The sequence below is a fragment of the Streptomyces sp. NBC_01260 genome (assembly GCF_036226405.1).
Classification (GTDB): domain Bacteria; phylum Actinomycetota; class Actinomycetes; order Streptomycetales; family Streptomycetaceae; genus Streptomyces; species Streptomyces laculatispora.
In genome coordinates this window covers 6,203,205-6,221,309 of sequence record NZ_CP108464.1, presented here as the reverse complement: position 1 = coordinate 6,221,309, position 18,105 = coordinate 6,203,205, and the positions used below count along the sequence as shown (strand labels likewise).

General features: G+C 71.4%; 16 protein-coding genes. 9 read left to right on the top strand and 7 right to left on the bottom strand.

Features of this window, described 5'->3' with window-relative positions; genetic code table 11:
* Positions 1-29: 29 nt before the first annotated feature.
* The 3 genes from OG322_RS27775 to OG322_RS27765 form a co-directional block, all read right to left on the bottom strand.
* Positions 30-701 carry a PhzF family phenazine biosynthesis protein gene (locus OG322_RS27775; RefSeq protein WP_123470348.1) on the bottom strand — a complete coding sequence of 224 codons (672 nt, stop codon included), beginning with the start codon at positions 699-701 and terminating at the stop codon, positions 30-32.
* Positions 702-781: 80 nt separating this feature from the next.
* Positions 782-2,377 (bottom strand): HtaA domain-containing protein, encoded by a 1,596-nt coding sequence (locus OG322_RS27770; protein ID WP_329307163.1) that lies wholly within the window; start codon positions 2,375-2,377, stop codon positions 782-784.
* Positions 2,378-2,473: 96 nt separating this feature from the next.
* On the bottom strand, positions 2,474-3,895 hold the full coding sequence (locus OG322_RS27765) for an HtaA domain-containing protein (RefSeq protein ID WP_329307162.1): 1,422 nt from the start codon (positions 3,893-3,895) through the stop codon (positions 2,474-2,476).
* A gap of 135 nt (positions 3,896-4,030) precedes the next feature.
* Here OG322_RS27765 and OG322_RS27760 point away from each other — a divergent pair, with 135 nt between their 5' ends.
* From OG322_RS27760 to OG322_RS27730, 7 genes are all read left to right on the top strand, one after another.
* Positions 4,031-5,110, top strand: coding sequence for a heme/hemin ABC transporter substrate-binding protein (locus OG322_RS27760; RefSeq protein WP_329307161.1), 1,080 nt, complete (start codon positions 4,031-4,033; stop codon positions 5,108-5,110).
* A complete protein-coding gene (locus OG322_RS27755; protein WP_123470356.1) occupies positions 5,107-6,207 on the top strand; it encodes a FecCD family ABC transporter permease in 1,101 nt (366 codons plus the stop codon). Before OG322_RS27760 ends, OG322_RS27755 begins: the two co-directional genes overlap by 4 nt.
* The gene (locus tag OG322_RS27750) at positions 6,204-7,043 is read left to right on the top strand and encodes a heme ABC transporter ATP-binding protein (protein ID WP_329307160.1); all 840 of its coding nucleotides are present in this window, start codon (positions 6,204-6,206) and stop codon (positions 7,041-7,043) included. The genes OG322_RS27755 and OG322_RS27750 overlap by 4 nt, the downstream gene beginning before the upstream one ends.
* 190 nt (positions 7,044-7,233) lie before the next feature.
* A complete protein-coding gene (gene efeO / locus OG322_RS27745) occupies positions 7,234-8,370 on the top strand; it encodes an iron uptake system protein EfeO (RefSeq protein ID WP_123470360.1) in 1,137 nt (378 codons plus the stop codon).
* A 23-nt stretch (positions 8,371-8,393) separates the two neighbouring features.
* Entirely contained in the window at positions 8,394-9,698 is a 1,305-nt protein-coding gene (gene efeB, locus OG322_RS27740; protein WP_123470362.1) for an iron uptake transporter deferrochelatase/peroxidase subunit, read from the top strand.
* 39 nt (positions 9,699-9,737) lie between these two features.
* The gene (efeU, locus tag OG322_RS27735; RefSeq protein WP_123470363.1) at positions 9,738-10,709 is read left to right on the top strand and encodes an iron uptake transporter permease EfeU; all 972 of its coding nucleotides are present in this window, start codon (positions 9,738-9,740) and stop codon (positions 10,707-10,709) included.
* Complete coding sequence (locus OG322_RS27730; protein ID WP_329307159.1) at positions 10,642-11,574, top strand: hypothetical protein; 933 nt, start codon at positions 10,642-10,644, stop codon at positions 11,572-11,574. Before efeU ends, OG322_RS27730 begins: the two co-directional genes overlap by 68 nt.
* A gap of 133 nt (positions 11,575-11,707) precedes the next feature.
* Here OG322_RS27730 and OG322_RS27725 read toward each other — a convergent pair whose 3' ends face one another.
* Positions 11,708-12,454 carry a bifunctional DNA primase/polymerase gene (locus OG322_RS27725; RefSeq protein WP_329307158.1) on the bottom strand — a complete coding sequence of 249 codons (747 nt, stop codon included), beginning with the start codon at positions 12,452-12,454 and terminating at the stop codon, positions 11,708-11,710.
* A gap of 143 nt (positions 12,455-12,597) precedes the next feature.
* Positions 12,598-13,212: a TetR/AcrR family transcriptional regulator gene (locus tag OG322_RS27720; protein WP_123471464.1), complete on the bottom strand. Its 615-nt coding sequence runs from the start codon at positions 13,210-13,212 to the stop codon at positions 12,598-12,600.
* 183 nt (positions 13,213-13,395) lie between these two features.
* Here OG322_RS27720 and ddaH point away from each other — a divergent pair, with 183 nt between their 5' ends.
* A complete protein-coding gene (ddaH, locus tag OG322_RS27715) occupies positions 13,396-14,211 on the top strand; it encodes a dimethylargininase (protein ID WP_185095698.1) in 816 nt (271 codons plus the stop codon).
* On the opposite strand, the gene OG322_RS27710 is transcribed toward ddaH, so the two are convergent.
* Complete coding sequence (locus OG322_RS27710) at positions 14,208-15,209, bottom strand: small ribosomal subunit Rsm22 family protein (RefSeq protein ID WP_329307157.1); 1,002 nt, start codon at positions 15,207-15,209, stop codon at positions 14,208-14,210. The two genes, ddaH and OG322_RS27710, sit on opposite strands and share 4 nt — an antisense overlap.
* A 152-nt stretch (positions 15,210-15,361) precedes the next feature.
* Here OG322_RS27710 and OG322_RS27705 point away from each other — a divergent pair, with 152 nt between their 5' ends.
* Complete coding sequence (locus tag OG322_RS27705) at positions 15,362-16,687, top strand: hypothetical protein (protein WP_123470372.1); 1,326 nt, start codon at positions 15,362-15,364, stop codon at positions 16,685-16,687.
* A 57-nt stretch (positions 16,688-16,744) separates the two neighbouring features.
* Here the strand turns inward: OG322_RS27705 and OG322_RS27700 are convergent, their stop codons facing one another.
* On the bottom strand, positions 16,745-18,070 hold the full coding sequence (locus OG322_RS27700) for a multidrug effflux MFS transporter (RefSeq protein ID WP_123470374.1): 1,326 nt from the start codon (positions 18,068-18,070) through the stop codon (positions 16,745-16,747).
* Positions 18,071-18,105: the final 35 nt, after the last annotated feature.

Genomic DNA, 18,105 nt, shown 5'->3' with positions numbered 1-18,105 from the left:
CCGCCGGACGGGCTCGATGTGCCGACGCGCTACCCCTGGACCGCGAGCAGGACTCGGCCGCCGATCTCCACCGTGCCGTCCGGTGCGGGGGCCGTGAGGATCTGGGAGCCGCGGCCCTGCCTGATGTTCAGGGCGCGGTTCAGCTGGGCGCTGAGCAGCAGCGCGGCCGCCCCCGTCGCCTCGTCCTCATCGATGCTGTCGCCCCGCCGGGGAAACGCCCGCGCCCTGACCCGGCCGGCCGCCTCGTCCTCCCAGGCCCATACGTAGAGCCGGCCCTCACCGGGCGGCGGGCCGGTCAGCGCCTCGACCTCGGCTGCCGAGCCGTACCGCTCCAGCGTGCGCGGCGGGGCCCACTCGGGGCGGGCGGTGATCCAGCTGAACTCGCCGTCCTGACGGGCGAAGACCTCCCCCACCCCCAGCTCCAGGACCTCCAGGTCGAGCAGCCACGCGGCGCCGACCAGCGGGTGCCCGGCGAACGGCAGCCGGACTCCGGGCGTGTAGATGTCCAGGTGTCCGCGTTCCGGATCGTCCACGAACACGGTCTCGCTGAATCCGAGCCGCCGGGCGAGTTCCTGCCGGGAGGCCACGTCGGGGTGGTCGCGCCCGTCGCGTACGACGCCGAGCGCGTTGCCGTGCCGGCCGTCGGGGCCGCAGAACACGCGCAGTACGTCGATGCCGGCGGGTACGTCGTAGTCGCTCACCCGCGCATTCAAGCACCGCCCGGGTGCCTGCCCCCAAGAGGGCCGGTACCCGGGCGGTGGTGTCGCGCGGTGCGGCGGGATCAGACGGTGCGGCGACGACGGGCCACGACGACCGCTCCGGCGCCGGCCGCCACGATGAGGCCCGAGGCGGCGAACAGCGCGCCGGACGGGATGTCGGAGCCGGTGGAGGCGAGGGCGCCCGAGCCGCCGACCGTACCGCCGCCGCCCACCGTGCCGGCGGTGGTCGAACCGCCCGTACCGCCCGTGGTGGACGAACCGCCCGTGGTGGACGAGCCGCCCATGGTGGACGAGCCGCCGGTCGAGCTCTCGCCGGACGGGAGTTCGGCGTCCTTGTCCAGGGCGACCGAGACGGTCAGCGCGTCGAGCTGCTCACCCGCCCGGTACAGCCCGCCGAAGGCCTTGGTGCCGTCGGAGGTGAGGGTGGCCGGCACGGCCGCGAGGGTCACCACGCCGTCCTTGGCGGTGAGTCCGCCGGCGGGCAGCTTGAGGTCGGCGACGGCGAGGCCGGTGTAGGCGGTGACCTTCTTCGTCTCGCGGTCCTTGGTGGACACGTCGGCGATGAGCTTGCCCTTGGTCCCGTCGGCCTGGATCTCCAGATTGCTCAGGGAGAGGTCGAGCGTGTACGCGCCGTCCTCCCGGTGACCCAGGAAGCGGACCCTGCCGTCGAACTCGGCGTTCAGGGTCTGCTTGCCGGCGTCGAAGTGGCCGGTGGCGTCGGGGAAGCGGTAGCCGTCGCCGGACGCGGTCGCGCCGCCCGTCGTCTCGACCTTGCCGTGGGCGATGGGGCCGGTGACGTACGCACGGAAGGAGGCCTTGACGCCCCAGTTCAGGGTGCCGTCGACGATGGCGCCCGGGTCGGCGGCCGGCTTGTCGGTGGCCGTGACGCTCGGGGAGGGCTTCGGCGTCGGCTGCGTGGGCTGGGTGGTGGGCTTGTCGGTCGGCTTCTCCGTCGGCTCGGCCGGATCGGTCGGCTTCTCGGTCGGCTTCTCGGTCGGTTCGCCCGGATCGGTCGGCTTCTCCGTCGGGGCCGCGGCCGCCTTCACCGTGAGCGTGGCCGGGTCGAGGACCTCGCCCGCCTGGTACTGGCCGTTGAAGGCGTCGGAGCCCGCCTTCGTCAGCTTCGCGGGGATGTCCTTGAAGACCATCGCCCCGCCCGCGCCCTGACCGGGCTTCACGGCCGACAGGTCGAGGTCCGCGACCGCCACGTCGTTCTGCGTGCCCTGCGGGGTCGCCACGTCGGCGGTGATCGCACCGCCCGTACCGGCGGTGGACAGCTTGACGTCCGAGAGTGTGATGTCGAGGACGCCGCCGTGGGCCGAGAAGTTGACGCCGCCCTCGAAGGCGGTGTCGGTGCCGTGGGTGGTCATGTCGTACGTGCCCTTGCCGTTGACAAAGGTGAACACACCGTTGCCCGCGGCCTGGGTGGCGCCGTCCTTGACCGTGATCCTGCCCGCGGCGCCGATGTACTTGCGGAAGGACTCCTTGAAGCCCCAGTCCAGCGTGCCGTCCTTCAGCTCCATGGCCGGGGCGGCCGCGGTGGCACCGTCCCGGGTGGACTGGCCGGCCGCGAAAGCCGGGAGGGCGAAGGCGGCCCCGAGGGCGGCTGCGGTGGCGACGGCTGCGGCGAGGGCTATGGGGCGGCGGGTGGCTGCCATGGTCGGTGGTCTCCTCAGGGATGAACAGGATCAACGGGGGTGGGGTGATGCGGGGGGGTGAAGCGGGGGGATGCAGGGGGCAGGGAGCAGCCCGGGTCAGGAAGGGGTGCCCGGCGTCGAGCGGTTGCGGCGTACGAGGAACAGCACGCCGACCGCGGCCGCGGCGAGCACACCGGCGCCGCCGAGGGCCAGGTGGAGCCCGGTCGAGGAGCCCTTGTCCGCCACGGACGCAGCGGACTGCGTGGCGGCCTCGGTGGCCTTCGGCCCAGGGGTGTCCGACGGCTGCGCGGAGGGCGCGGGCTCGCTGCCCAGGTCGGGGAGCGCGGGCAGCTTCGCCTTCGCGTCGACGGCCACGGCGAGCGAGACCGGGTCCATCGCGGTGCCCGCCTTGTAGAGCGATCCGAAGGCCTTGGCGCCGCCGGCGGTCAGCTTCGCGGGGGCCTCCGTGAGGACCGCGAGGCCGTCCTTCGGTACGAAGTCCTCCGCGGTGAAGGTGATGAGCGGCACGGCCTCGCGGGTGTGGCCCCCGGTCCGGACGTCGGCGCTGAGCGTGCCCTTGCCCGACTTCAGCCCCACCGCGAACCGGGAGAGCGTCAGATCGAGGTCATGGGCCCCGGTGAATCGGACGCTGCCCGCGAAGGAGGCGGCCAGGGCCTGCTTCTTCGCGTCGTACGTGCCCTGCCCCTTCGGGAAGCGGAAGAGCGCACCGCCGTCCTGGGCGCCGCCGGCCAGGGTCCACTTCCCCTGGCCGATCGAGCCGGTGACGTACTCCCGGAAGGTGCGGCGCACGCCCCAGTCCACGGCGGCGTCCTCGAAGCGGCCCGCTGCCCCCTTCGGCTTCGCGCTGCTGCCGGGCCGCTCGGGGGACTTGGACGCGGCGGGCTTCCCCGCCGGGGCGGAGGTGTCCACGGAGAGGCTGACCGGGTCCAGTGGCGTACCGGCCGTGTAGTAGCCGGCGAAGGACTTCGCACCCTGTGAAGTCAGCGTCGCCGGGACGTTGTTGAGGGCGATGGGGGTGGAACCGCCCCTCATGTCGATCCCGGACAGACCGAGCGTGGCCAGCGGCACCCGGGAGGCGGACGTGACCCGGCCGGTCCCCCGGTCCTTGCTGACCATGTCCGCGTACAAGGTCCCGCTGCCGCCCTGGATGCGGACGGCCGGGCGGCTGATCGTGAGGTCCAGCTCGTTGGAGCCGTCGGACTTCTTGTGACCGGTGAAGCGGACACCGCCCGAGAAGCCGGAGCTGAACGCGCCGCTCGCCGGGTCGTAGGAACCGGAGGCGGAGTGGAAGCGGAACTGGCTGCCGCCGACCGTGGCCGCGCCGCCGGTCAGGCTCCAGCTGCCCTGGGCGATGGGGCCCGTGACATAGCTCTGGAAGGAGGACTTGATGCCCCAGTCCAGCCGGCCACCCCGCACCGTTCGGTCCGCCGCTTGCGCGGCGGTGGCCGGGAGCAGGGCTCCCAGCAGTACCGCGAGAAGCGCGACGGCGAGCGCGCGGGCAGGTCTGAACGGCGGCATGGACCCCTCCGAGGCCTAGAAGATGAGGTAAGGCTAACCTAAGATATGCACATCTTGTGTCGGTACCCCCCTTCCGTCACATTCCTCGCAATCCACTCCCAACTGCACGCCGCAGAACGACAGGACGGTGCCCCAGTGCGCTTCTCGCAGGACTTCGCCCGGCCGGGCCGGGACACCGGGCAACCGAGGCGCAGGCGCACCGGTGTCGCGACGGCCGCGATATCCCTGACGACGGCTCTGCTGCTGGCCGGCTGCGGAGGTACGGGGGCTCCCGCTGCGAAGGAGGCGGGCACCGGGGCCACCGCCGCCGCGGCCGCCGACCGGATCGAACCGCTGGCCACCGTGCCCGTAACGAAGTTGCCCGTCACCGTGAAGTCGACGGACGGCGAGCGGACCACGATCACCTCGGCCGACCGGATCGTGCCGCTGACCGGCAGCCTGAGCGAGATCGTCTTCACCCTCGGCCTCGGCAAGCAGGTGGTGGCCCGCGACATCACCGCCACCTTCGAGCAGGCCGAAAAGCTCCCCGTGGTGACCCGCGCCCACGACGTGTCGGCCGAGAGCGTCCTGTCCCTGAGGCCCACCGTCGTCCTCGCGGACACCACGACCGGCCCGGCCGAGGCCATCGGCCAGATCCGTGACGCCGGGATTCCGCTCGTCGTCGTCGAACCGGCCACGGAACTCGCCGACGTCGGCCGCCGGATCGAGACGGTGGCGGCCGCCCTGGGCGTACCGAAGTCCGGCAGCGAGCTCGCACAGCGCACCCAGGACCGCATCGACGCCGTCCGCACGTCCGTGCCCGCACCGGCCGACGGGGCGAAGAAGCCGCGGGTCGCCTTCCTCTATCTGCGCGGATCCGCCTCCGTCTATCTGCTGGGCGGCCGTGAGTCGGGAGCGAGTTCACTGCTCGAAGCGGCGGGCGCCGTCGACGCCGGCAAGGCATCCGGGCTGAAGCGGGACTTCACCGCCATCACCAGCGAGGCGCTGGCCAAGGCGGCCCCCGACGCGATCCTGGTGATGTCCAAGGGGCTCGACTCGGTCGGCGGTGTCGACGGCCTGGTGAAGATCCCGGGCGTCGCCGAGACCCCGGCCGGCATGGACCGCCGGATCCTCTCCATCGACGACGGGGTGCTGCTGAACTACGGGCCGCGCACCGACCGGGTGCTGAGCGATCTGGTGGCCCAGCTCCACCCGAAGGACGGAGCGGCCAAGTGACCGCCCCGTACGACGAACGCACCCGGCCGGCCGGGGCAGAGGCCCCGGAAGCGAGCGCGCCCCCCGCCCGGCGCTCCACCGCCGTCACCCTGACCGTCGGGCTGGTCGCGGCCCTGGTCGTCTGCTGTCTGCTCTCCGCCGGACTGGGCGCCTACCGCATTCCGCTGGGCGACGTACTGACCTCCGTGCAGCACCGGATCGGACTCGGCGGGCACGCCCTGGACCGGGTCGGCGAGAGCGTCCTGTGGAACGTACGGCTGCCGAGGGTCGTCCTGGCGGTTCTGGTCGGGGCGTCCCTCGGCTGCGCGGGCGCCCTGATGCAGGGGGTGTTCGGCAATCCGCTCGCGGAGCCGGGCGTCATCGGGATCTCGGCGGGCGCGGCGGTCGGCGCGGTCGCCTCGATCGCCCTCGGGCTGAGCTTCTTCGGCAACTGGACCATCACCGTCTGCGCGTTCGCCGCAGGCCTGCTGACCGTGCTGCTCGTCTACGCGTTGTCGCGGTCGGGCGGCCGGACGGAGGTGGTGACGCTGATCCTCACCGGCATCGCCGTCAACGCCTTCGCGGGCGCGCTGATCGGGCTGTTCATCTTCTTCGCCGACAACGCGCAGATCACCCAGATCACCTTCTGGCAACTCGGTTCGCTGGCCCAGGCCACCTGGCCCAAGGTGCTGGCCGTGCTGCCGTGCGCGGTGCTCGGGCTCGTCCTCGCGCCGTTCTACGCACGGAAGCTGGACCTGCTCGCGCTCGGCGAACGGCCCGCCCGGCACCTGGGCGTCGATGTGGAGCGGCTCCGCGTCGTGCTGGTGCTCGTCGTGGCGCTGCTGACCGCCGCCGCGGTGGCGGTCGCCGGGATCATCTCGTTCGTGGGGCTGCTGGTGCCGCACCTGCTGCGGATGGCGAACGGTCCCGGACACCGCTTCCTCGTCCCCGGCAGTGCGCTCGGCGGTGCGCTGGTGCTGGTCGCGGGCGATCTCGCGGCCCGTACCGTCGCCGATCCGGCCGAACTGCCGCTCGGCGTACTGACCGCACTCTTCGGCAGCCCGTTCTTCTTCTGGCTGCTGCGCAGGACCCGTCGCAAGCAAGGTGGTTGGGCATGAGGACGCTGCGGAATCTCTTCGCGGTACGCGACCGGCGGCTCCCGGCACCGGTCGCCCCCGGCGCCCCGATCGCCGAGGTGCGCGGGCTGCGGGTCCGGCTGGGCGGGCGCCAGGTACTCGACTCCATCGAGCTGACGGTGCACGCGGGCGAGGTGCTGGCGCTCGTCGGCCCGAACGGGGCCGGGAAGTCGACGCTGCTGGCCGCGCTCGCCGCCGATCTGCCCGCCGGGAGCGGTGCGGTGCGGATCGACGGGCGGCCCGTCACCGACTGGTCGGCGCCCGAACTCGCCCTGCGCCGGGCCGTGCTGCCGCAGTCCGCGGCGCTCTCCTTCCCGTTCCCGGTGGAGGACGTCGTACGGATGGGGCGTGCGCCCTGGGCCGGTACGGAACGCGAGGACGAGGACGATCCGGCGGTCCGCGCGGCGATGGCGGCCACCGAGGTGACCGGATTCGCCGCGCGCCCGTTCTCCGCACTCTCCGGCGGCGAGCGGGCCCGGGTCGCCCTGGCCCGGGTGCTCGCGCAGCGCGCCCCGCTGCTGCTGCTCGACGAGCCGACCGCCGCGCTCGACCTGCGCCATCAGGAACTGGTGCTGCGGATCTGCCGGGAGCGGGCCGCCGCCGGTGACGCGGTCGTCGTGGTACTGCACGATCTGGGGCTGGCCGCCGCGTACGCGGACCGGGCCGCCGTGCTGCACGACGGGCGGATCGCGGTCGCGGGGCCGCCCGCCGAGGTGTTCACGAGTGCGTTGCTCGGCGAGGTCTACCGGCAGCCGGTCGAGGTGTTCCCGCATCCGCGGACCGGAGTGCCGCTCGTCATACCGGACCGGAGCTCTTGACCATTGCTTTGCCATTGCCTGGCTCGCTCATGGGTCGGTCGTGATCACTCCGTTCCCGCACCCGTGCAGTGAGAGCTGAATCACTGCACAGGTGGGTATCGGTCAGGTAAGGCTCGGTTAAGTTAGGTCCGCCTCACCTGCTTTTGTCCAGCCTTTCCCTTCTTCTCCTTCGTCCTCACGTGGAGCCCGTATGCGAGCCGTTCGTTTCTCCGTCGTCACCGCTGCCGCCACCGTGGCCGCTCTGACCGCCGTCACGGGCTGCGCCGAGAAGAGCGACGGCAAGGGTGACGGCGCCGTCCAGGTCGTCGCGAAGGACGACGCCTGCGAGGTGTCGAAGAAGAAGCTGCCGGCCGGGCACGTCGAACTGGCCGTGCAGAACAAGGGTTCCAAGGTCACCGAGGTCTACGTCCTGTTCCCGGACGACCGCATCGTCGCCGAGCGCGAGAACATCGGCCCCGGCACCAAGGCCACCATCACGGCGGAGATCAAGGCCGGTTCGTACGAGATCGCCTGCAAGCCCGGTATGAAGGGCCACGGCATCCGGCAGAAGCTGGAGGTCAGCGGAGGCACCGCGGCCAAGCGCAGCCCCGAGATGGACAAGGCCGTCGCCGCCTACCGCACCTACGTCCAGGACCAGGCCGACGAGACGCTGCCGAAGGCCAAGCTCTTCACGGACGCCGTCGCCGCCGGGGACGTCGAGGCCGCCAAGAAGATCTACGCCGACTCGCGGCTCGGCTGGGAGCGGACCGAGCCCGTCGCCGAGTCCTTCGGTGACATCGACCCGAAGGTCGATGTCCGCGAGGACGGCCTGGAGGACGGCCAGAAGTGGACCGGCTGGCACCGCCTGGAGAAGGCGCTGTGGCAGGACAAGAAGCTGGGTGCCGAGGAGAAGGCCCTCGCGCCGACCCTCTACAAGGACCTGCTCGACTGGCAGAAGCGGGTCGGCACGGCGGAGATCACCCCGACCTCGATGGCCAACGGCGCCAAGGAGCTCCTCGACGAGGTCGCGACCGGCAAGGTCACCGGCGAGGAAGAGCGCTACAGCCATACCGACCTGATCGACTTCAAGGGCAACGTCGAGGGCGCCGAGAAGTCCTACGAGCTGCTGAAGCCGATCGCCTCGAAGAACGACGCGGCGCTGTCGGCCACCCTGGACAAGCGGTTCGCGGAGCTGAACAAGCTGCTGGACACGTACCGCAAGGACAAGACCTCCTACGAGTTCACCTCGTACGAGAAGGTCGGCAAGGCGGACCGCAAGGAACTGTCGGACGCGGTCAACGCACTGGCCGAGCCGCTGTCCCGGCTCGCCGCCGCGGTGACCAAGTAACGAGTCGGCGAGGGGATCCGGGCATGTCCGAGGAGACGCAGAACACGGCCGCCGACGCCGAGGGCCCGGATTCCGGGGCCCCGGCGGCGCAGGGCCCCGGCGGCGCACCCTCCAGGCGGGCGCTGCTCGGCTGGGGCGGCGCCGGACTCGCACTGGGCGCGGTGGCGGCCGGAGGTGCCGTCGCCGCGGTCCGTTCCGACGACACACAGGTCCCGGCCGCGGACAGTGGCGCGGCGGTGCCGTTCCACGGTGCGCACCAGGCCGGAATCGCCACCGCCGTCCAGGACCGGCTGCACTTCGCCGCGTTCGACGTGACCACGAAGGACCGGGCCGAACTCGTCGCGCTGCTCAAGGAGTGGACCCGGGCCGCCGAGCGGATGACGGCCGGTCACGCGGTCGGCGACGGGGCGTACGGCGGCCTGGCCGAGGCCCCGCCGGACGACACGGGCGAGGCGCTGGGTCTCAAACCGTCCCGGCTGACGCTGACGATCGGCTTCGGTCCCTCGCTGTTCGCCAAGGGGCGGTTCGGCCTGGAGGACAAGCGGCCCGACGCGCTCGTCGATCTGCCCAGGTTCCCCGGCGACAACCTGGACGCGGCCCGCAGCGGCGGCGACCTGTGCGTCCAGGCCTGCGCGGACGACCCGCAGGTGGCGGTGCACGCCATCCGCAACCTGGCCAGGATCGGCATGGGCCGCACCGCGATCCGCTGGTCGCAGCTGGGCTTCGGCAAGACGTCCTCGACGACGCCCGGCGCACAGACCCCCCGCAACATGATGGGCTTCAAGGACGGCACCCGGAACATCGCCGGCACCGACACCGCGGCCCTGGACGAGCACGTCTGGGTCGGCGGGAAGGACCGGGCGGGGTGGATGACCGGGGGCTCCTACCTGGTGGCCCGGCGCATCCGGATGCACATCGAGACCTGGGACCGCGCCCCGCTCCAGGAGCAGGAGGACGTCTTCGGCCGCGACAAGGGCGAGGGCGCCCCGGTCGGCAAGGCCAAGGAGCGCGACGAGCCGTTCCTGAAGGCGATGCTGCCGACCGCCCACGTACGGCTCGCGCACCCGGACAGCAACGCCGGGGCGACGATCCTGCGGCGCGGCTACTCCTTCACCGACGGCACGGACGGCCTGGGCCGCCTCGACGCCGGGCTGTTCTTCCTCGCCTACCAGCGCGACACCCGAAAAGCGTTCGTACCGCTCCAGCGGCGGCTGGCGGCACACGACGCGCTCAACGAGTACATCCAGCACGTGGGTTCGGCGCACTTCGCCGTCCCGCCGGGCGTCCGCGACAAGGACGACTGGTGGGGCCGTGCGCTGTTCTCGTAGTCGTTCTCAAGTACCCCGAAGCGGAAAGGGATCCGAATCGTGTTCAGTAACTTCCTGATCGGCCTGCGCGAGGGCCTTGAGGCCAGCCTGGTCGTCTGCATTCTCATCGCGTATCTGGTGAAGACGGGCAACCGGAACAAGCTGCTGCCGATCTGGGTCGGTGTCGGCATCGCGATCGTCGTCAGCCTGGCGTTCGGCGCGGGGCTCGAATTCGGCTCCCAGGAGATGACGTTCAAGGCGCAGGAGGCGCTCGGCGGTTCGCTGTCGATCCTCTCGGTCGGCCTGGTCACCTGGATGGTCTTCTGGATGCGGCGCACCGCCCGGCACCTGAAGTCGGAGCTGCACGGCAAGCTCGACGCGGCGCTCGCGATGGGTACCGGCGCACTCGTCGCCACGGCGCTCCTCGCGGTGGGCCGGGAGGGCCTGGAGACCTCGCTGTTCGTGTGGCGCGCGGTGCACGCGGCGGACGACGGCTGGCATCCGATGATCGGTGCGGTGCTGGGCATCGCCGCCGCGGTGGTGCTGGGCTGGCTGTTCTACCGCGGTGCGCTGAAGATCAACCTGGCGAAGTTCTTCACCTGGACCGGCGGCATGCTGGTGGTCGTCGCGGCGGGTGTGCTCGCCTACGGTGTGCACGATCTCCAGGAGGCCGAGTTCCTCGGCGGTCTGCAGAACCGGGCGTTCGACATCAGCGCCACGATTCCGCCGGACAGCTGGTACGGCACGCTGCTGAAGGGCACCTTCAACTTCCAGCCCGATCCGACTGTTCTTCAGATCACGGTGTGGGCGCTGTATCTGATCCCCACACTCGCACTGTTCCTCGCCCCGGTAGGGTTCGCACGGTCAGTGGGGGCGACGGATCAGAAGGCGCAGAAAGCAACGGATGAGAAGTCTGAGGCCGGTTCGGCTGGCGACGGGACTCGCGGCGGCGACGGTCCTGAGCATGACGGCGAGCGGGTGCGTGACGGTGCACGGCGAGCTGGAAGTCGTGCCGGCGGCGACGAGATCTGAGGCCGGGCAGGCCCTGAAGGAGTTCACCGCCGCCTACAACGCGGCGGACAAGGCCTACGATCCGGCGCTGGACGAGGACCAGGTCGGCGGCTCGCTCGGTGCGATCAATCAGGCGGGTCTGACGGCCCGGCAGAAGAACAGCCCGAACGGCAATGCGAACCACCGGACGCTGGAGCTGACCGACGCGACCTACGTCATCCCCAAGAAGGCGGGCTGGCCGCGGTGGTTCGTCGCGGACACCGACTCCAACCGGGATCAGGACAACGGCAAGCAGGACACCCGCTGGCTGATCGTCTTCGTCAAGTCCGGTCCCGGCGCCGGGTGGAAGGCCGTCTATCTGTCGGTCGTCGCCCCGTCGCAGCTGCCCGGATTCGCGAAGGACGGCGACGGCCGGGCCGAGCCGGTGAAGGCGGACAGCGCCGAGCTGGCGGTGGCCCCGGAGAAGCTGAGCGAGCAGTACACGGGCTACCTGCAAAAGGGCACGCCCGATGTGTTCGCCCCCGGGCCGTCCACCTCGCTGTGGCGCACCACACGCCAGAACACCCGGCGGGCGGGGTTCTCGTACCAGTACATCGACCAGCCGCTGGACAGCGGCGCGTTCGGCCCGCTCGGCCTGAAGACGGAAGACGGCGGGGCGCTGGTCTTCTTCAGCAGCAAGCACTTCGAACGGCAGACCGCGGCGAAGGGGCTGCGCCCGGCGGTCACCCCGGACGTGCGGGCGCTGCTGTCCGGCGAGGTGAAGAGCACCCTCACGAAGGAGCGGGTCTCCGGCCAGCTGGTGTACGTCCCGAAGAAGGGTGCGAAAACGGGCAAGGTGACCGTCCTGAACCGCCTGCCGGGCCTGACATCGGCCAAGGGCTCATAACCCCCGAACCAAACCGAGCCCACCGGCAAACCAAGCCCACCCGGCGATTGAGGGCATCCGTCAGCCCGTCCGGCGATTGAGGACGAAGCCGACCGCCGGACGCCCGGCACCCGGTCCCCGCCCAGGCCACCGCCTACCGGCTCAGCGGCCAGGCCACCGACTCATGGTCGACATCACTCTGCTCCGCGGAGCCGACGAACCGCGCACACGCATCGGTCAGCGTCTCCAGCAGCGTGAGCGGATCCGGCAGCGGATTCTCCGGCCCCCGCAGCCACCGCACATCCAGCTCACCCGGAAGCCGCGCGGGCGGCAGCAGCACATAGCTGCCACGGCAGTGCCATCGCAGCCCGGGGTGCTCGTCCATCGTCTCGGGGTGGCAGTCCAGCTCGCACGGCCACCACTCGTCCTCGTCCTCCGGCGTACCCCGCGTCGCCGTGAAGAAGAGCATCCGGTCGTCGCCGGACCGGGCCACCGGGCCCACCTCGATACCGGCGGCGAGCAGCCGTTCCAGCGCCTGCGCACCGGCCGACAGCGGGACGTCGAGAACATCGTGGATCATGCCGGTCGCCGTGATGAAGTTGGCCTGCGGCTGGCTGCCGGCCCAGCGCTCGATCTGGGACCGGTCGGTGGTGGACTGCGTCTGCCAGGCGAACGAGATCGGATGCCTGGCGGGAGTGGGACAGCCCATGCGTTCGCACGAACACCGGTAGCCGACCGGATGGGCGGCGGGCGCAATCGGCATTCCGGCCTCGGCGACAGCCAGGAGCAGTGCCTCCCGTGCGGTGCCGTCGACCTCGCTCTGCTGCGGTTTGGGTCGTCGGCGCAGCCAGTGGGAAAACTTGCTCTCTGAGCCGCGACCACGGCCGAAATCGGCGCCCATCTATCCCCTTACCTCAGCGTTGCTCCTGCCCATGGTCCCACCATCCTGCGCCTCGGGTGGCCAGAGTCCCGAAGCGAGGTGCGGAGATCGACGGCATGAGGTGAGCACTATCACACCTCTTGTCATGAAATGACGGATGCGGTTCAGGGGGTCGCGAGTCCGTGCAGGGCGTAGTCGACGACGGCGTCCGTGTACGCGTGGGTGAGCGGCAGGGTCCGCAGCAGCCAGCGGTGGGTGAGTGGGCCGACGAGGAGCTCCAGGGCGATCCGCGGGTCGATGTCGGCCCGTACCCGCCCCGCCTCCTGCGCGGCCCGCAGCCGGGTGGCGTAGAGCTGGAGCCCGGGGTCCAGCAGCTTCTGCACGAATTCGGCGCCCAGCTGCGGATCGACGATTCCGGCGGCGGCGAGGGCCCGTGTCGGCGCCTCGAAGGCCGGCTCGTTCAGCTCGTCCACGGTGGCCCGCAGGACGAGCTTGAGGTCGGCCGCGAGGTCCCCGGTGTCGGGGAATCCGGCGGCCTGCTCCCCCGCGTCCTGCGCCGCCCGGTTCCCGAGGTCGATGAACGCCTCCAGGAGCACGGCCGCCTTGGAGGGCCACCAGCGGTAGATCGTCTGCTTCCCGACACCCGCGCGGGCGGCGATGGCCTCGATGGTCGTCCGCCCGTACCCCACCTCGCCGACCAGGCCGAGCGCCGCGTCGTGGATCGCTCGGCGGGACCGCTCGCTGCGGCGACTGGAGTCGGGGGGCCGGTTCTCTGCCATGCCGGCCAATCTAACAGCGGTACGAGCCGATACGTATCGTCTCATTACTCCTCGGGAACAACCCGATCGGTTCACTGTGCGCCGGGCCCCGGACGGCGCACCATGGGCTCACGCACACACCCGTGCGACGCACCGGCCGCAGCGGCCACCAATGCCGCCGCGACGATTCGTGAGGAGCCCTAGTTGCCTCGTGAAGCCACACCCCGCCGCTACCTGATGTGCGCCCCGGCACATTTCAGGGTGACGTATTCCATCAACCCGTGGATGGACCCCACCAAACCCGTGGACCTCCCGCTGGCGCAGACCCAGTGGGAGGATCTGCGCGACCGCTACCGCGCGCTGGGCCACACCGTCGAACTGCTCGCCCCCCACCCCGAGCTGCCCGACATGGTCTTCGCCGCCAACGGGGCCACCGTGGTCGACGGCCGGGTGCTGGGCGCCCGGTTCGCGTACCAGGAGCGGTTCGCCGAGGCGGCCGCCCACCGCGACTGGTTCCGCGACAACGGATTCACCGAGATCCACGAGCCGGCCCATGTCAACGAGGGCGAGGGCGACTTCGCGGTGACCTCCTCGTATCTGCTGGCCGGGCGCGGCTTCCGGTCGAGCCCGCTCTCGCACAACGAGGCCCAGGAGTTCTTCGGGCGGCCGGTGATCGGCCTGGACCTGGTCGATCCGCGCTACTACCACCTGGATACGGCACTGAGCGTGCTCGACGACGCGACCGACGAGATCATGTACTACCCGGCCGCCTTCTCACCGGGCAGCCTCGCGGTGCTGGCCCGGCTCTTCCCCGACGCGCTGATCGCGGACGAGGCGGACGCCGCCGCGCTCGGGCTGAACGCGGTGAGCGACGGGCGCCACGTGCTGCTGCCGCAGGCCGCCGGCGGCCTGTTCGACCCGCTGCGGGCGCGCGGTTTCGAGCCGGTGCCGATGGACCTGAGCGAGCTGCTCAAGGGCGGCGGCAGCGTGAAGTGCTGCACCCAGGAGTTGCGCGGCTAGCCGGCATCCTGCGCGGGGGGCGGCCAGGCGTCGCCCCAGTCGGTGTCCCGGGCGGCCCGGTACAGCTCGCCGTGCCGCTTGGTGACCGTGGCCCGCTGGAGGGCCTCGTCCCGGGTGCACAGCTCCAGCAGCACCTGGCCCTTGCGGATCTGCGGTCTGCGGGTGACCCGGGCTTCCACCGGCGACGTGGTGAAGCGGGTGGCCGCCACGTAGCTGAACTTCTCGTCCTCGTACGGCAGTGAGCCGCCCTTCACCTTCCGGTGCAGCGAGGAGCGGCTCACCCGGGCCGAGAAGTGGCACCAGTCCGTGCCCGGCACGATGGGGCAGGCGTCGCTGTGCGGGCAGGGCGCGGCGACGGTGAACCCGGCGGCGATCAGCCGGTCCCGGGCCTCGATGACGCGGGCGTAGCCGTCGGGGGTGCCGGGCTCGACGATCACCACGGCCTGCGCCGCCCGGCCCGCGGCGTCGACGAGTGCGGTGCGGGCCTGCGGCGTCAGCTCGTTGAGTACGTAGGAGACGGTCACCAGGTCCGTGACGGCGAGATCGAGGTCCTCGCCGATCCGGGCCCGCTGCCACTCGACGGAGTCCAGCGCCGGGACGCCGGAGGCGCCGGCCAGTTCGCGGCCGAGCGCGAGCGCGGGTTCGGCCCAGTCCAGGACGGTGGTCCGCGGCCCCTCCCAGGCCCCGGCGACCGCCCAGCTCGCCGCTCCGGTGCCGCCGCCGACGTCGGTGTGGGTGGCGGGCACCCAGTCCGGGGCGGCCTCGCGCAGGGCGTGGAGGGCGGACCGGACCGCCTCGAAGGTGGCGGGCATCCGGTAGGCGGCGTACGCGGCGACATCCGAGCGGTCGCGGAGCACCGGGGCGTCGGTGGGAGTGGTCCCCCGGTAGCTGGCGATGAGCCGGTCGACGGCCTGGGCGGCCTGCTTGGGCGGCAGCCCGTCGAGGAGTCCGGCCAGTGCCGCACGCAGGGCGTCCGCGGTGGGGAGGGTGACGTTCACCGACGAATTGTAGGTGGAGCGGGCCGGGCTCCACCCACTCCCGTACTCCGTGAGAACGGGGACAGAACGTCCGCAGAACCGAACTTCGGACAGTCACCGGCCAGTTGCTACGCTGACCGGCGCGACGTCGGGAATTGCTCATCGGGGGGACCATGAGACAGAAGATCGTGCGCCTGACCCTGGTCGCCGGAGTGCTGGTGCTCGCTCTGCTGCTTCTGCTGGCCACCTGCGGTGGCGGTGGCGGCAAGGACGACGGCAAGGCGAAGAAGCCGGTGAAGAAGAGCACCGGTCCGGCGACGCGGCTGCCCGTCCCGTCCGCGTACACGACACAGCGCGGCTGGGAGCTCGTCGGCACCTCACCCGACTACGCGCTCTCCAGGACGACGGGGCGGCTGGCGTACCTGGTGCGGGCCGCCGGGGGCCAGTACCGGATACGGACCATCGACGCGGATACCGGGCGGGCCGGCTGGAGCGGCGAGAAGTGGCGGCCGCCGGCCGCGAACCACTTCCCGAAGCTGCTCACGGTCACCGCGGACGATCACGAGTACTTCGTGACCTGGGCGTACGGGGAGATCGGCGAGAACGCGCTCACCCCGCCCGACACGATCGTCTCCCTCGATGTGTACAGCGTGGAGGACGGCGCCCGGCAGCGCGTCGAGGTGCCGTGGAACACGGTTCCGACCATCACCGCGACCGGTCCCGGCATCCTGATCACCGACGGCCGGAGCAACAGCGTGGTGGTGTCCCCGAAGACCGGCAGGATCAGCAAGGTCCCGGCCCAGTCGCTGAAGTACCCGAAGGGCTGCGGGTCCTGCAAGCAGCTCACCGAGGTGCGCGGGCTCACCTCGAAGGGCCTGCTGGTGAGCGGTGCGCGGGAGTTCTGGGTGCAGAACGGCTGGTTCAGCCGGAACGTCGCGCCCAAGGGCACCGACCGGCAGAGCGGCATCCCGACATCGGTGGCCCGCGGCGTGGTGCTGGCGAAGTGGCAGCTGGACAAGAAGTCGAAGAGCGCCGCGACCCATGATCTGTGGACGGTGCACAACTCGGAGACGGGCAGGCCGCTGGTCTCGGTGGAGTGCCACAAACCGGCGATAGAGCCGGGCCAGTACCCGCAGGCCGTCGTCTCGCCCTCGGGCAGCTATCTGGTGGCCGGGAACCTCGCGTTCGACCTGAGCGCCAGGAAGGGCTACTGCTTCGAGAACGGCGCGGGCGCGAAGGCGCTGACGCTGGCGTCGGTGACCGACGACGGCACGGCGTACGGGGCGACGAGCGTGCGCAACGCGGCGGACGTACTGGCCGGTGTCGGCTTCCCGGTCAAGGTCGAGGTCACCGCCGGCACGACGGACGCGCTGTCCTCGAATGTGCGGGTGCCCTCCGCGGAGGGGGCACAGGGGGTCGGCCTGTTCCGCTGGACGGACGAGAAGGAGCGGCTCCACCTGATCGGCTATCCGCGGGCGGAGTCGGTCCCGGCGGACTGACGGCCGGCCCGCGGGTGGGCCGTACGCCTCACGCGCCACGGCCCGGCCCGCTGCCCGTCACGGCCTCGCGGCCACCTGCTGCCAGGGCCGGCACAGCACCAGGAAGCACGTCATCGCGCCCACCGCGCACACGAGCTGCACGACGGCCATCGGTACGGCCGTCGCCTCCCCCGCGATCCCGACGAGCGGCGAGGCGATGGCGCCGATCAGGAACGACGACGTACCGAGCAGCGCGGAGGCGGACCCGGCGGCGTGCTTGGTGCGCATCAGGGCCTGCGCGTTGGTGTTCGGCATCGCGAGACCCATCGCGGACATCAGGACGAAGAGTGCGGACGCCACCGGGAGGAGTCCGACGTCGCCGAAGACCCCGGACGTCATCAGCAGCAGCGCCGTCGCGGCCAGCACGATGACACCGAGCCCGAAGCCGAGTGCCTTGTCGAGGCTGATCCGCCCGACGAGGATCTTGCCGTTGATCTGGCCCACGACGATCAGGCCGACCGAGTTGACGCCGAAGAGCAGGCTGAAGGTCTGCGGCGAGGCGCCATAGATCTCCTGCACGACGAACGGCGAGGCGCTCACGTACGCGAAGAGGGCGGCGAAGGCCAGGCTGCCCGCGATCATGTAGCCGGTGAAGACGCGGTCGGCGAGCAGCCCGCGCATGGTGCGCAGCGCGTCGCCGATGCCGCCGGTGTGCCGTTCCCCGGCCGGCAGGGTCTCCTGCAGCCACTTCCAGACGACCAGGGTGAGGAGGATGCCGATCACGGTGAGGACGGCGAAGATGCCCCGCCAGTCGGTGATCCGCAGGACCTGTCCGCCGATGACGGGGGCGATGACCGGGGCGACGCCGGAGATCAGCATGAGTGTGGAGAAGAACCTGGCCATCTCCATGCCGTCGTACATGTCACGCACCACCGCACGGGCGATGACGATACCGGCCGCGCCCGCGAGGCCCTGGAGCAGCCGGAAGCCGATGAGGAGTTCGACGGTCGGGGCGAAGACACAGATCGCGGTGGCGAAGACGTAGACGATCATGCCGATGAGCAGCGGACGGCGCCTGCCCCAGCGGTCGCTCATCGGTCCGACGACGACCTGGCCGAGCGCCATCCCGGTGAGGCAGGCGGTGAGGGTGAGCTGGACGGTCGAGGCGGGTGCGTGCAGCGCGTCGGTGACGGCGGGCAGCGCCGGGAGGTACATGTCCATGGACAGCGGCGGCAGCGCGGTCAGACCGCCGAGGACCAGGGTGACGAGAAGTCCGGTGCGCCGGGCCGCCGCCGTGGCGGCCTGCCGGGATGGAGAGGTGACGGGCCCGCCGGGAAGTCCGGTCCCGGCGCCGGTGTCGGCTATGTGTGCGTGCTGGGCCCGGCTGACGCCGCTCTCCGGCATTCTCATCTCCATTGTTGTTGAATCCGCCTCTATGC

Bases quoted from the DNA above. Each gene is read 5' to 3' on its own strand.
- efeB (WP_123470362.1), top strand. From the start codon at position 8,394: ATGTCCGAGGAGACGCAGAACACGGCCGCCGACGCCGAGGGCCCGGAT.
- OG322_RS27730 (WP_329307159.1), top strand. From the start codon at position 10,642: ATGACGGCGAGCGGGTGCGTGACGGTGCACGGCGAGCTGGAAGTCGTG.
- OG322_RS27770 (WP_329307163.1), bottom strand. From the start codon at position 2,377: ATGGCAGCCACCCGCCGCCCCATAGCCCTCGCCGCAGCCGTCGCCACC.
- OG322_RS27700 (WP_123470374.1), bottom strand. From the start codon at position 18,070: ATGCCGGAGAGCGGCGTCAGCCGGGCCCAGCACGCACACATAGCCGAC.
- OG322_RS27720 (WP_123471464.1), bottom strand. From the start codon at position 13,212: ATGGCAGAGAACCGGCCCCCCGACTCCAGTCGCCGCAGCGAGCGGTCC.
- OG322_RS27725 (WP_329307158.1), bottom strand. From the start codon at position 12,454: ATGGGCGCCGATTTCGGCCGTGGTCGCGGCTCAGAGAGCAAGTTTTCC.
- efeO (WP_123470360.1), top strand. From the start codon at position 7,234: ATGCGAGCCGTTCGTTTCTCCGTCGTCACCGCTGCCGCCACCGTGGCC.
- OG322_RS27750 (WP_329307160.1), top strand. From the start codon at position 6,204: ATGAGGACGCTGCGGAATCTCTTCGCGGTACGCGACCGGCGGCTCCCG.
- OG322_RS27765 (WP_329307162.1), bottom strand. From the start codon at position 3,895: ATGCCGCCGTTCAGACCTGCCCGCGCGCTCGCCGTCGCGCTTCTCGCG.
- OG322_RS27705 (WP_123470372.1), top strand. From the start codon at position 15,362: ATGAGACAGAAGATCGTGCGCCTGACCCTGGTCGCCGGAGTGCTGGTG.